General features: G+C 68.2%; 12 protein-coding genes. 5 read left to right on the forward strand and 7 right to left on the reverse strand.

What is annotated here, in order from left to right; all coding sequences use genetic code 11:
* Positions 1-147 precede the first annotated feature (147 nt).
* Both AKH00_RS05535 and guaB read right to left on the reverse strand, forming a co-directional pair.
* Entirely contained in the window at positions 148-462 is a 315-nt protein-coding gene (locus tag AKH00_RS05535; protein ID WP_050721647.1) for a DUF2277 domain-containing protein, read from the reverse strand.
* 75 nt (positions 463-537) lie between these two features.
* Positions 538-2,040 (reverse strand): IMP dehydrogenase, encoded by a 1,503-nt coding sequence (gene guaB / locus AKH00_RS05540; protein WP_050721648.1) that lies wholly within the window; start codon positions 2,038-2,040, stop codon positions 538-540.
* Positions 2,041-2,306: 266 nt separating this feature from the next.
* On the opposite strand from guaB, the gene AKH00_RS05545 reads away from it, so the two are divergent.
* The 4 genes from AKH00_RS05545 to AKH00_RS05560 are packed head-to-tail and all read left to right on the forward strand — an operon-like array spanning position 2,307 to position 6,403.
* The gene (locus AKH00_RS05545) at positions 2,307-3,656 is read left to right on the forward strand and encodes a branched-chain amino acid ABC transporter permease (protein ID WP_082297417.1); all 1,350 of its coding nucleotides are present in this window, start codon (positions 2,307-2,309) and stop codon (positions 3,654-3,656) included.
* A 2-nt stretch (positions 3,657-3,658) separates the two neighbouring features.
* The gene (locus AKH00_RS05550; protein ID WP_050721649.1) at positions 3,659-4,636 is read left to right on the forward strand and encodes a branched-chain amino acid ABC transporter permease; all 978 of its coding nucleotides are present in this window, start codon (positions 3,659-3,661) and stop codon (positions 4,634-4,636) included.
* A gap of 46 nt (positions 4,637-4,682) precedes the next feature.
* A complete protein-coding gene (locus AKH00_RS05555) occupies positions 4,683-5,636 on the forward strand; it encodes an ABC transporter ATP-binding protein (RefSeq protein WP_050722069.1) in 954 nt (317 codons plus the stop codon).
* Entirely contained in the window at positions 5,633-6,403 is a 771-nt protein-coding gene (locus tag AKH00_RS05560) for an ABC transporter ATP-binding protein (RefSeq protein ID WP_050721650.1), read from the forward strand. Before AKH00_RS05555 ends, AKH00_RS05560 begins: the two co-directional genes overlap by 4 nt.
* A 338-nt stretch (positions 6,404-6,741) precedes the next feature.
* On the opposite strand, the gene AKH00_RS05565 is transcribed toward AKH00_RS05560, so the two are convergent.
* From AKH00_RS05565 to groES, 3 genes are all read right to left on the reverse strand, one after another.
* Positions 6,742-8,001: an ABC transporter substrate-binding protein gene (locus AKH00_RS05565; protein WP_050721651.1), complete on the reverse strand. Its 1,260-nt coding sequence runs from the start codon at positions 7,999-8,001 to the stop codon at positions 6,742-6,744.
* A gap of 143 nt (positions 8,002-8,144) precedes the next feature.
* Positions 8,145-9,074 carry an EamA family transporter RarD gene (rarD, locus tag AKH00_RS05570; RefSeq protein ID WP_050722070.1) on the reverse strand — a complete coding sequence of 310 codons (930 nt, stop codon included), beginning with the start codon at positions 9,072-9,074 and terminating at the stop codon, positions 8,145-8,147.
* A 149-nt stretch (positions 9,075-9,223) separates the two neighbouring features.
* Entirely contained in the window at positions 9,224-9,520 is a 297-nt protein-coding gene (groES, locus tag AKH00_RS05575; RefSeq protein WP_017203655.1) for a co-chaperone GroES, read from the reverse strand.
* A gap of 157 nt (positions 9,521-9,677) precedes the next feature.
* Between groES and AKH00_RS05580 the strand changes: the two genes are divergently transcribed.
* On the forward strand, positions 9,678-10,883 hold the full coding sequence (locus tag AKH00_RS05580) for a class I SAM-dependent methyltransferase (protein WP_050722071.1): 1,206 nt from the start codon (positions 9,678-9,680) through the stop codon (positions 10,881-10,883).
* 2 nt (positions 10,884-10,885) lie between these two features.
* On the opposite strand, the gene AKH00_RS05585 is transcribed toward AKH00_RS05580, so the two are convergent.
* Both AKH00_RS05585 and AKH00_RS05590 read right to left on the reverse strand, forming a co-directional pair.
* Positions 10,886-12,097 carry a hypothetical protein gene (locus AKH00_RS05585; protein ID WP_050721652.1) on the reverse strand — a complete coding sequence of 404 codons (1,212 nt, stop codon included), beginning with the start codon at positions 12,095-12,097 and terminating at the stop codon, positions 10,886-10,888.
* Positions 12,094-13,131, reverse strand: coding sequence for a hypothetical protein (locus tag AKH00_RS05590; RefSeq protein ID WP_050721653.1), 1,038 nt, complete (start codon positions 13,129-13,131; stop codon positions 12,094-12,096). The genes AKH00_RS05585 and AKH00_RS05590 overlap by 4 nt, the downstream gene beginning before the upstream one ends.
* Position 13,132: the final 1 nt, after the last annotated feature.

Consider the following 13,132-nt stretch of genomic DNA (forward strand, 5'->3'; position numbering starts at 1 on the left):
GGGGATATCCCGTGCCGATGGGGGCGGCGCCGAACTCCGGAGGTCCTCCCTCCCCGGAGCTCGAGGGATGTCGAGCGGGTCTTGCTAAATACTGGCATACCAGCGGCGGAGACGTGTGTGGAGATCCTCCAGATCTTCACACGCGGATCAGGAGCCCGCGCGCGCCGCCTTCTTCTCCTGCTGGTACACCCGGATCGCCTCGTAGCGCTCGGCCGACCGCGCACGACGTTTGTGCGCCTCGTCCTCCCGGTTCTTCCGCGGTGCCGCGGTGACCAGACCGTCGATCAGCGCCCTCGTCGCGCGGGCGATCTCCTCGACCGCGAGGTCGAACGTCTCCTGGTTCGCACGGGAGGGCGAGGTCGTGCCCGCGATCTTCCGCACGAACTGCAGCGCGGCGTCGTGGCATTCCTCGTCCGTCGCGGCGGGCTCGAGGTTGTTCAGAGGCACGATGTTGCGGCACATACCCGGCACGCTACGCCGCACCCGCGACATGCGGAAGGGGACGGATGCCGCGGCATCCGTCCCCTCCGTCCGATCTCAGCGCTTGTAGTTCGGCGCCTCGACCACGATCTGCACGTCGTGCGGGTGCGATTCCTTGAGCCCCGCCGCCGTGATGCGTACGAAGCGACCCCGCGTCTTGAGCTCCTCGATCGTGCGCGCGCCGACGTAGAACATCGACTGACGCAGGCCGCCTACGAGCTGGTAAGCGACAGCCGAGACGGGCCCGCGGTACGGGACCTGACCCTCGATGCCCTCCGGGATCAGCTTGTCGTCGCTCGGCACATCCGCCTGGAAGTAGCGGTCCTTCGAGTAGGACGTCTGCTTGCCGCGCGTCTGCATCGCGCCGAGCGAGCCCATGCCCCGGTACTGCTTGAACTGCTTGCCCGACTGGAACACGATCTCGCCCGGCGACTCGTCCGTGCCGGCGAGCAGCGAGCCGAGCATGACAGCATCCGCGCCTGCGACGAGGGCCTTGGCGATGTCGCCCGAGTACTGCAGCCCGCCGTCTGCGATGACCGGGATGCCGGCCGGACGCGCCGCGAGCGACGCCTCGTAGACAGCCGTGACCTGGGGCACGCCGACGCCCGCGACCACGCGGGTCGTGCAGATCGAGCCGGGGCCCACGCCGACCTTGACGGCGTCCACGCCCGCGTCGACGAGGGCCTGAGCGCCCTCGCGCGTGGCGACGTTGCCGCCGATCACGTCGATGTGCGCGAAACTCTCATCGGCCTTGAGGCGCTTCACGAGGTCGATCACGCCCTGCGACTGGCCGTTGGCCGTGTCGACCACGAGCACGTCGACGCCCGCGTCGCGCAGCGCCTCGGCACGCTCCCACGCGTCGCCGAAGAAGCCGATGGCCGCGCCCACGCGCAGACGCCCCTGGTCGTCCTTGGTGGCGAGAGGGTACTTTTCGCTCTTGTCGAAGTCCTTGATCGTGATCAGGCCCGCCAGCTTGCCCTCGTCGTCGATGAGCGGCAGCTTCTCGACGCGGTGCTTCGCGAACAGCGAGATGACCTCGCCCGCTGCGACACCGACCCGGGCGGTGACGAGACCCTCACTGGTCATCACGTCCTTCACGAACGTCGTCTGCCGCTCGAACCCCGAGACGAACCGCATGTCGCGGTTCGTGACGATGCCGACGAGACGGCCGTCCGGGTCGACCACGGGGAGACCGGAGATGCGGTACTTGGCGCAGAGCGCGTCGACCTCCTCGACCGTGGCGTCCGGCGTGGTCGTGATGGGGTCGGTGATCATGCCCGACTCGCTGCGCTTGACGCGGTCGACGTGCGCGGCCTGGTCGGCGATCGAGAGGTTGCGGTGCAGGATGCCGATGCCGCCCTCACGCGCCATCGCGATCGCCATGCGCGACTCGGTCACGGTGTCCATGGCGCTCGAGAGCAGAGGAGTCGCGACCGAGATCCGGCGAGTGATCCGCGACGAGGTGTCGGCCTCGCTCGGGATGACGTCGGTGTGCCCCGGGAGGAGCAGCACGTCGTCGTACGTGAGTCCGACGAAACCGAAGGGGTCGTGCTGATCCATGGATTCTCCTCCTGCGGGCGCGTTGTGGGTGCGTGTACCAATTCTAAGCGGCGCAGGGCTGAGGAAATTCCCGGTGCGACGCGGATCGGCGACTCCCCTGCGGCGTGGAGTCCTCGAGTCGGGTGTGCGACTTCGTGATCAGATCGTGCTCGCCGTGAGCAGATCGTGCCTTGGTCGAAACAGAGCCGACACATTACGCTCATACCGTCGTACATCAAGGCCGATGAACACCCTGTCTTGGTCTGTGTACTGGACTGGGAGGTTCTGTGAGTCCGACGATCTCGGCGAAACGAAGCGGAACGCGATGGGGCATCACCCTTCTCGCGACGCTGCTCGCCCTTGCATTCCTGTGGCTGCAGCCACCCGCATCCGCCTCCGCCGAGGAGACCGACGACGGCCAGGAGATCACCGACTACTACTTCGGCGGCGTGATCACCTTCGAGGATCAGCCCGTCGAGGGCGTGGTCATGTCCATCGAGGGCAAGGGCTTCGACGCCGAGACCGAGACGGACGCCGAAGGCAAGTGGCGACTGTACGTCCCCGAGAAGGAGAAGTACACGCTCACCGTCGACGAGGACACCCTGCCCGACGGGGTGATCGTCGATGCGGCACAGCTCCCCGAGGGCACGCAGCCGATCTCCGGGACGACGGCGTCGTTCGAGGTCGAGTTCGGCCTCACCGGCACGAAGATCATGAACCTGTTCCTCGGCGAGGGCGAGCGGGTGACGTCGTCCTTCATCGACCAGCTCATGTCGCGACTCGTCGGTGGACTCAACTTCGGTCTACTGCTCGCTCTCGCGTCGATGGGAGCCGCGCTCATCTACGGCACCACGCGCCTGTCGAACTTCGCGCACGCCGAGATGGTGACGTGGGGCGGTCTCGTCGCCCTCGTCACCACGAGCTTCTGGCACCTGCCCCTCTGGCTCGGCATCGCCGCCGCCGTGATCGGCGGCGGGCTGTTCGGCTGGGCGATGGATGCGGGCCTGTGGCGCCCGCTTCGACGACGAGGGCTGGGCGTCGTCCAGCTGATGATCGTCAGCATCGGACTCTCGCTCGCGCTGCGCTACCTGTTCCAGTACTTCATCGGCGGCGGCACGAGGCAGCTCCCCGGTGCGAGCCCCACGCCGATCCAGTTCGGTCCGATCTCGCTGTCCTACATCGACATGATCGCGATGGGCGTCAGCATCGTCGTGATCCTCGGCGTCGCCTGGTTCCTGACCCGCACCCGTGTCGGCAAGGCCACCAGAGCCATCTCCGACAACCCGCAGCTCGCGGCGGCCTCCGGCATCGACGTCGACAAGGTCATCCGCATCGTGTGGATCCTGGCCGGCGTGCTCGCCGCGATCTCCGGCATCCTGTGGGCGTACTTCCGCCCCGGGGTGAAGTGGGACATGGGCATGCAGATGCTGCTGCTGATCTTCGCGGCCATCACGCTCGGCGGTCTCGGCACCGCGTTCGGCGCCCTGGTCGGCTCGATCATCGTCGGGATGGCGGTCGAGCTCTCGACCCTGTGGATCCCCTCCGACCTCAAGTACGCGAGCGCACTGGTCATCCTCATCGTCATCCTCCTGGTGAGGCCGCAGGGTCTGCTCGGACGCAAGGAAAGGTTGGGCTGACGATGGACTTCGGAAGCATCTTCTCCAACACCGCGGTCTACCTCTTCAGCCCGGTCACGATCGCATACGCGCTCGCGGCGACCGGCCTCGCGGTGCACTTCGGCTATGCGGGCCTGCTGAACTTCGGCATGGCGGCGTTCATGGCGGTCGGCGGCTACGGCTACGCGATCTCCGTGCTCTCGTTCGGACTCCCCTGGTGGGTCGGCATGCTCATCGGGCTCTGCGGCGGAGCGCTGTTCGCGGTGCTGCTCGGCATCCCGACCCTCCGGCTGCGAGCCGACTACCTCGCGATCGCGACCATCGCGGCCGGTGAGATCGTGCGGCTGCTCTTCACGACGCAGGTGTTCGACGAGTTCACGAACTCGGCCGACGGCCTTGCGCAGTACAACGGCGGCTTCCGCGACGCGAATCCGTTCCCGCCCGGCACCTACGGCTTCGGCCCGTGGACGTACACCGCGAACGACCTGTGGAACCGGGTGTTCGGCGTGATCGTGCTCGCCCTCGCCGTGTTCGTCGTCTGGGCGCTCATGCGCAGCCCGTGGGGACGCGTCCTCAAGGGCATCCGCGAGGACGAGGACGCCGTGCGTTCGCTCGGCAAGAACGTCTTCGCGTACAAGATGCAGGCGCTCGTGGTCGGCGGCATCATCGGGGCGGCGGGCGGCATAGTGTTCGTCCTCCCCTCCGCCGTGGTCCCCGGCAGCTACACGACCTCGTTGACGTTCTTCCTGTGGACCGTGCTGCTGCTCGGCGGTGCGGCCACGGTGTTCGGACCGACGCTCGGCGCGATCCTCTTCTGGGTCGTGTTCGCGTTCCTCGCGAACCTGCTCCCGGCGTTGGCGAAAGCCGATCTCCTGCCCATGTCCGACAGCCAGGCCTCGACGCTCGTCTTCATCTTCGTCGGCATCGCGCTCATGCTGCTCGTGATCTTCCGCCCGCAGGGCATCCTCGGAGACAAGAGGGAGATGACCTTTGTCAAGTGAACTGACCCCCGAAGAAGGCTCCGCCGCGGCGCCGTCGACCGGGAGCATCCGCCGCCCGAAGACCACGGGACTCACGAAGGGCCCTGCGGCCCCCGGCGTCGCCAAGGTCGATCCGATCCTCGTCGTGGATGCCGTGCAGCGGCGCTTCGGCGGCCTCACTGCCGTGGACGTGGATCACGTGGAGATCCCCCGCGGTGCCATCACGGCGCTGATCGGCCCGAACGGCGCCGGCAAGACGACGCTGTTCAACCTGCTGTGCGGTTTCGACAAGCCCAACAGCGGCACCTGGTCGTTCGACGGCAAGAACCTGTCCGGCGTGCCGTCGTTCAAGGTGGCGCGCATGGGCCAGGTGCGCACGTTCCAGCTCACGAAGTCGCTGTCGCTGCTCACGGTGCTGGAGAACATGAAGCTCGGCGCGCCCAATCAGCGCGGCGAGGGCTTCTGGTCGAGCCTCTTCCCGTTCCTGTGGCGGAAGCAGGATCAGGAGATCGAGGTCAAGGCGCGCGAGCTGCTCACGCGGTTCAAGCTCGACGCCAAGGAGAAGGACTTCGCCGCAGCGCTCTCGGGCGGCCAGCGCAAGCTCCTCGAGATGGCGAGGGCGCTCATGAGCGATCCGACGCTGGTCATGCTCGACGAGCCCATGGCGGGGGTGAACCCCGCGCTGACACAATCGCTGCTCGACCACATCCTCGACCTGAAGGAGCAGGGCATGACCGTCCTGTTCGTCGAGCACGATATGCACATGGTGCGTCACATCGCCGACTGGGTCGTCGTGATGGCCGAGGGCAAGGTCGTCGCCGAGGGTCCGCCTGAGGAAGTCATGGAGGATCCGGCCGTCGTGGATGCGTACCTCGGTGCGCATCAGGACGTCGACCTCGGCGCGGTCACGGGACGCATCCCCGTGCTCGCCGACACGGCGGCCGTCAAGCTGCGGGAGCAGATCGAGGCGGAGGCCGACGCCGAGCTGACCGCCGAGGAGAACGAGGAGGGACGCTCATGAGCGACACGACATCCGGAAACGCCGCAGCGACGGCGCACGACGACGTCGTGGTCGAGTTGACGGACGTGCACGCGGGGTACCTGCCCGGCGTGAACATCCTCAACGGCGCGAACCTCGTGGCCCGTCAGGGAGAGCTGATCGGCATCATCGGCCCGAACGGCGCCGGCAAGTCCACGTTGCTCAAGTCGATCTTCGGGCTCGTGAACGTCCGCAGCGGCGAGATCACGCTCAACGGCGAGAGCATCGTCAACCTGAAGGCCGACAAGCTCGTGAAGCGCGGAGTCGCCTTCGTGCCACAGACGAACAACGTGTTCCCCTCCCTCTCGATCGAGGAGAACCTGCAGATGGGGCTGTACCAGAACCCCAAGGCGTACACCGAGCGGCTGGAGTTCGTGACGAGCATCTTCGCCGAGCTCGGCAAGCGACTCAAGCAGCGCGCGGGATCGCTGTCGGGAGGCGAACGCCAGATGGTGGCGATGTCGCGGGCCCTGATGATGGACCCGTCTGTGCTGCTGCTCGATGAGCCCTCCGCGGGGCTGTCCCCCGTGCGTCAAGATGACGCGTTCATCCGCGTCTCCGACATCAACAAGGCGGGCGTGACGACGATCATGGTCGAGCAGAACGCGCGTCGGTGCCTGCAGATCTGCGATCGCGGCTACGTCCTCGACCAGGGCAAGGACGCGTACGAGGGCACCGGACGCGACCTGCTGAACGACCCCAAGGTGATCGGCCTCTACCTCGGCACGCTGGGAACCGACGCCGGCTGAGCGGCAGGCATGAGAGAGGGGCGCGTGCCGCGGCATCCGCCCCTCTGTCGTGCGCGAGGGCCGTGGCGCGTTTCGTCTCGTCGCCGCGCTCCTCGCTCACCGAGCGCAGCTCCCCCCGGTCGTTGAGCGAGCGCAGCCCCTCCGGCCGTTGAGCGAGCGCAGCCCCTCCGCCCGTTGAGCGAGCGCAGCCCCTCCGGCCGTTGAGCGAGCGCAGCCCTCTCCGGTCGTTGAGCGAGCGCAGCGAGACGAAACGCGCCACCAGGCACCGGTCGCATGGCGAAGGCCCCGGATGCTGCATCCGGGGCCTTCGTGCGATCAGTCAGCGTGTGCTGAGGTGATCAGTTGGTGCGCTCGATGGTGTTCTCGGCGTTGTACTTGTAGATGCCGATCGTGGCGCCCTGGGGGTCGCCCGCCTCGTCGAACGTGACCTCGCCGGAGTAGCCGTCGTAGTCGGCCGTGCCGCCGTCGTTGATGATCTTGGCGCAGTCCGCGAACGTGGTGCACTTCTCACCGTCGCCCGAGCCGCCGGAGATCTCCTGCATCTTTGCCGCGATGTCCTTGCCGTCGGTGGAACCCGCCGCCAGCGACGCCAGCGCCACGAGCACGACGGCGTCGTAGGCCTCGGCCGCGTACGTGAAGTCCTTGACCTCGGGGTTGCCCTCACCGGTCCAGTACGTCTGGAGACGGTCGGTGAAGTCGTCCTCGAGCGCGGGGCCGGCCTTCGTGCCCTGTGCGCCCTCGAGCGACACGGGGATGTCGGAGCCGTAGTCGGACAGGTTGCCGTCGACCATGTAGAACTTGTCGGCCGAGATGCCGGCGTTCACCAGCAGCGGCGCGATCGTCTTGAACTGGTCGAACGACACGATCGCGACGGCGTCGGGGTTCTGGGCCTTGATCGACTCGACCTGCGCGTCGAACTGCGCGTCGCCGACGTTGAACGAGACCGACTCGACGACCTGGCCGCCGGTACCCTCGAACGTCGTGGTGATGGCGTCGTTCAGGCCGGTGCCGTAGGCGTCGTTCTGGTAGATGATGCCGAGCGTCTTGGCGCCGTCCTCGGCGATCAGGTTGCCGAGCACCTCGCCCTGCAGCAGGTCGCTGGGGGCGGTGCGGAAGTACAGGCCGTCGTCGTCCCACGCGGTGAAGTCGGGCGAGGTGTTCGAGGCGGAGATCTGCAGGATGCCGGCGCTGACGTTGCCGTCGAGGATCAGCTTCGAGACGCCGGATGCCGCAGCGCCGACGATCGCGGAGACGCCCGCACCCTGGAGCTTGGTGATCGAGGTCTCGTACGCCTTGGTGTCGGTGTCGCCCTCGTCCTCGGCGGTGAGGTCGATCGTGATGCCGGCATCGGCTTCGTTGATCTCCTGGACCGCGAGGCCCACACCGGACTCCATGGGCGGGCCGAGGAAGGCCAGCGAGCCGGTCTGGGGCAGCAGCGAGCCGAGCTTGAGGGTGAGGTCCGTCGCGGGCTTGTCCCCGCCGCCCGAACCCTCGTCGGAGGGCGTGCTGCTGCAGCCCGAGACGACCAGCGCCGAGGCGCTGACGAGCGCGATCCCGGCGATGATCTTGGCGCTGCGCGAGCGCGTGAATACGGTCATGATGCTCCCTTGCGTGACTGGCCGCGGAAAGCACCCGCGGTCGGATGCTCTACACATTAGGTCCAGAAGGTCTCGATCAGGAGTCGTCTACATTTCGGTGCGTTAACGATCCGAACGAGGCGCTCTCACCACGGAAGTGCAGATCAGAGAGCGGTGACGACCGCGCGACGACCGCGGCGCGCGGTCAGCAGCAGATCGGTCACGAAGACCGCGATCGCGACCCAGACGACGAGGAAGCCGATCCAGCGCTCGAGGGGCATCGGCTCGCCGAGCACGACGGCGCCGATCACGAACTGCATGACCGGGGTGATGAACTGGATCATCCCGATGACGGTGAGGTCGATACGGCGCGCACCGGCGGCGAACAGCAGCAGGGGCACGGCGGTGGCCACTCCCGCGAACGCCAGCAGCGCGACATGCCACGGACCGTTGGCGCCCATCGTGAGGCCTTCCGGAGTGGTCGCCACGAGCACGAGTTGCACGATCGCGATGGGCACCAGCCAGAACGACTCGAGCGTGAGCCCGCTCACGGCATCGACCGCGGGGCCGATCTTCTTCTTGATGAGTCCGTAGAGGCCGAAGGAGGCGGTGAGCGAGAGCGCGATCCACGGGAAAGAGCCGTACAGCACGACGATCACGACCACCGCGACGGCGGCGATCCCGATCGCGGCCCACTGGAGGCGGCGGATGCGCTCCTTCAACACGAACACGCCGAGGAGGACGGTGGTGATCGGGTTGATGAAGTACCCGAGGCTGGTCTCCAGCACGTGCCCGGTCAGCGTCCCGATGAGGAACACCTGCCAGTTCACGTAGATCAGCAGGCCGGCGAGCGCCGTCCAGCCCAGCAGACGCGGCTGGCGGACGATGACTCCGAGCGTCGCCCACCCACGCATCACGGTGAGCAGGATCACGCAGAACACGAGGGACAGCAGCACGCGCCACGCGACGACCTCCCAGGGCCCGGTGGGGGTCAGCAGCAGGAAGTACAGGGGCAGCACGCCCCAGAGCAGATACGCGCCGCCGGCGTATGCGACCCCCGCGGTCTGGGCGGTGCGGGTGGGGGAGCTCGTCAGGGTCACCGCACAACCCTAGTGCGACGGACGGGAGCGCCCGGACCGCGTGCGGATCGTGGGCCGAGAATGGCAGGAATCGGATGCCGTGTGGCAGGACGCGGAAAGGGCCCGGATGCGTGATGCATCCGGGCCCTTCCGAGGACGTGGTCTCAGCGGACGACGACCGCGAGGACGTCGCGAGCGGAGAGGACGAGGAACTCGTCCGCGCCGAACTTCACCTCGGTGCCGCCGTACTTGCTGTAGAGCACGCGGTCGCCGACGGCGACGTCGAGCGGGACGCGGTTGCCGTTGTCATCGATGCGACCGGGGCCGACCGCCACGACCTCGCCCTCCTGGGGCTTCTCCTTGGCGGTGTCGGGGATGACCAGGCCACTCGCGGTGGTCTGCTCGGCCTCGACCTGCTTGATGACGATGCGGTCCTCGAGCGGCTTGATGGAAACCGACACGGTCTACCTCTTCTTTCTTGACGCTGACACGAAAGACTCGTTCGCACTCTCAACCCGAGAGTGCTAACAGCAGTCTACGGCGTCGGCTGGCACTCATGCAATGCGAGTGCCAGCCGACCGAACGAGCACGTCGGAACCCCGCACCTACACTGAGGTGGTGGAGATGACCGAGCTGCGCGCCCTGCTCACCCCCGAGGGACTCGATCTGCTGGATGCGCTCGGTCCCGTGGACGGTGTCGCCGACGTCGCGCGCTCCGTGTCCCGGCTCCGCGCGGCCGGCCACTCTCCCGATCTCGTCTCGGCCGTCGTCGGCCAGGCACGCCTCCGCTCCAAGGCGGCGGCCAAGTTCGGCGACTTCGCTGCACGGATGCTGTTCACGCGGTCAGGGCTCGAGCAGGCCACCCGCCTCGGCGTGGCCGCACGGCACGCGCAGCGCATGCGTCGTGCGGGGATCACGCGGATCGCCGACCTCGGATGCGGGATCGGCGGCGACGCCCTCGCCTTCGCCGGTGCGGGGCTCGATGTGCAGGGTGTGGATGCCGACGAGGTCACGGCGGCGATCGCGGCGTACAACCTCGCTCCGTTCGGAGACGCCGCACAGGTGCAGCATGGGATCGCCCAGGACCATGTGCCCGTCCCGGCCGACGATCAGGCGATATGGCTGGACCCCGCGCGGCGGACCTCCGGTCACGGCGAGACGCGACGCGTCTCCTCCGACGACTACTCCCCGCCGCTCGACTGGGCGTTCGACGTGGCCTCCCGTCAGCCGACCGGCATCAAGCTCGGTCCGGGTCACGATCGCGACGCCCTTCCCGCCGAGGCCGAGGCGCAGTGGGTGAGCGCCGACGGCAGCGTGGTCGAACTCGTGCTGTGGACCGGTCCGCTGGCGCGCGAGGGCGTGCGCCGCGCGGCCCTCGTGATCCGCGGGGACCGCTCGCACGAGCTCACTGCGGGGACGGATGCCGAGGACGAACCCGCCCGGGATCTCGGAGCCTTCCTCCACGAGCCGGACGGCGCGGTGATCCGCGCGCGCCTGATCGGCGACGTGGCCCGCAGCCTCCAGGCGGGCATGCTCGACGAGCGCATCGCCTACCTGACCTCGGACGCCGCTCTCACGAGCCCGTTCGTGCAGTCGTTCCGGGTGCGCGAGACCATGCCCGCGAACCCGAAGGCGATCAGCGCCGTGCTGAAGGCCCACGACATCGGCGCTCTCGAGATCAAGAAGCGCGGCATGGACATCGATCCTGCGGCGTTCCGCAAGAAGCTCACGCTGCGCGGCGATGCCTCGGCGACGCTCTTCCTCACGCGCATCGGTGACCAGCGACGCGCGATCCTCGCCGACCGGGTGACCGCGGCCGACTGAGCTCAGCCGCCCGACTCCGACGTCGGAACCTCGACGAGGATCGGATCCTGATGCTCGCCGCCGAGTTCGATGTACGAGATGCCGATATCGGCGGGGTCGCCCTGCTCGATCGTCAGGTACGGACTGCCCCACCCGGTGAACCGGATTCTCAGCGTCCACAGCACGGTAGTGCCGTCGTCCGCCGTCTCGAGGCTGAATGCGCGAAGGCCGCCGTTCCGGTCGTCGGACACCTGGCATGCCGTGGCCTCGCTCGCCGCATCCACGACCATGCACTGCACGAAACCGCCGCTCTGCGTGCCGTCCGCAGGCCGCTCCGCCAGCCAGACCGGCTCGTCGTGGAAGTATCCGACGATCGACAGCCCGGGCAGGTACCCGTCGGCGACCAGCGCCTCGGCACGCTCGCGCTCCGCGCCGTCGAACTGACCGAGCATCGTGTCGTTGATCTCCCAGCGGTAGATCCATGCCAGCGGCTCGCCGGAGGTCGTGAAACCGACGGTGGCCGAGATCGACGTGCCGTACTCCTCAGCGGGGTCGTCAGGATCGGAGACCGGGACCGAAAGAGACACGTTCAGCGGCTCGCCGCCCTCGGCGTCGGCGCGAGCGCACTGGTCCTGGGAGGCCTCGCCGACGTCGAGCACGACGCAGGCGAGCTCGCCGTCTCGACGGGTCGCGTACCAGACGACCGTGTCATCGTCTTCGGCGATGAGACGCACGCTTCCGTCGTCGTAGTCGTCGCCGGCCTGCAGCTCGACGCGCCGCTCCTGCTGCCCCGGGCTGAGCGCGGTGGCGTCCGAGCCGCGACCGAAGAGGGCCCACCCGCCGGCGACGCCGACCAGGAGAAGAGCGAGGGATGCCGCGATCACGACCCGGAGATGCGTCCGCACGACGCGTCTCCACGAGGCTGCTGGGTCCGCCGACGGCTCCGAGGACGGACCCACGCCCGACAGCTCCGAGGACTGACCCACGCCCGACGGCTCCCGGGGCGTGTCGACGACTCGAGGAACGGGTGTCTCCGTCGAGGGCTCGTCCTGCGCCACCCGCCCGTCTCTCGCGTCGGGCTCGACGGTCTCGTCGAGGTCCGCGCGGCCGAACGGCATGCTCCTGGCGGACTCGAGGTCGGCCAGGCGTCGGGCCTCCTGATCGGCCAGCCGACCGTCGCGCCCGTAGGCCTTGGCCTGCAGCGCGCGGAGCTCGGCGGCGTCATCAGGAGTCATCGGCCGGCTCCTTCTCGCGTGATCGTCAGATACTCCTGCGCATAGGCGGAGGTGTACTCGTACCGCGTCATCGTGCCGTCGTCTCCGACGCGCTCGAGCACGAGCGACTCGTCATCGCCCGTCGTGAACCACGGATCCTGACAGACCATCTCGAGCTCAGGCTGCGATCCGTCGTACACGAGACACCTCCGCTGAGTCTCCTTGTCGAGACCCACCCACAGCGGCACCCCGTCGTCGTAGCCGACGACAGCCACGGAACGACCGTCGAATCCCGCCTCTGCGAGCGACGCGGCCACGGCGGCCTGCTCGCGGCTGGCGAACATGTTCGATGTCTGCGACGACGCTATGTATCCGTACGAGACCACGGCCGGGTCGCCGTCACGCGTGAGGTAAAGCTGTGCGCCGACCTCGTACTCCAGGTCGTCCTCACCGTCTGCGACCACGATCGAGCTGCGGAGACCGCCCGCGAGCGCCTGCTCCCGCGACGTGCACGAGGGAACCGTGGACGCCCCGTCGCCCAACACCATGCACACGATGGAGCCCTCGTCCTTCGTGGCGTACCAGACGATCACGTCGCGCTCGGTCGTGACCGCCCGAACCGAACCCTGGTCGAAGGTCCCCGACGCGACCAGCTGACTCTGCCATTCCTGCTGCTCGGCCGACAGCTGCACGGTCGCGGCACGTCCGTCGCCGAACATCGCCCAGCCGAGCAGCACGCCGAGCGAGACGCAGACGACGACGATTCCCACGAGCAGGCCGAAGCGACTCAGCACACCTCGAGCGGACGCCGGCCGCGCAGCGTCCTCCGAGGCGATGCCGCTCGTCGTGCGGGAGTCCGCCGCGTGATCCGCGAGCGGAAGCCGCAAGTCGGCGACGAGGACCGGATCGGGAGCGGATGCTGCGGGCGACGGCGCAGCCGCCGCCCCATCGAGCTCGCGCAGACGCTGCGCCTCGGCATCCGTGAGCCGCCCATGGCGCCCGTAGGCCTTGGCCTGCAGTGCGCGGAGCTCCCGGACGTCCTCGGCAGTCGGCATC

The organism is Microbacterium sp. GCS4 (genome assembly GCF_001262495.1).
Lineage (GTDB): Bacteria > Actinomycetota > Actinomycetes > Actinomycetales > Microbacteriaceae > Microbacterium.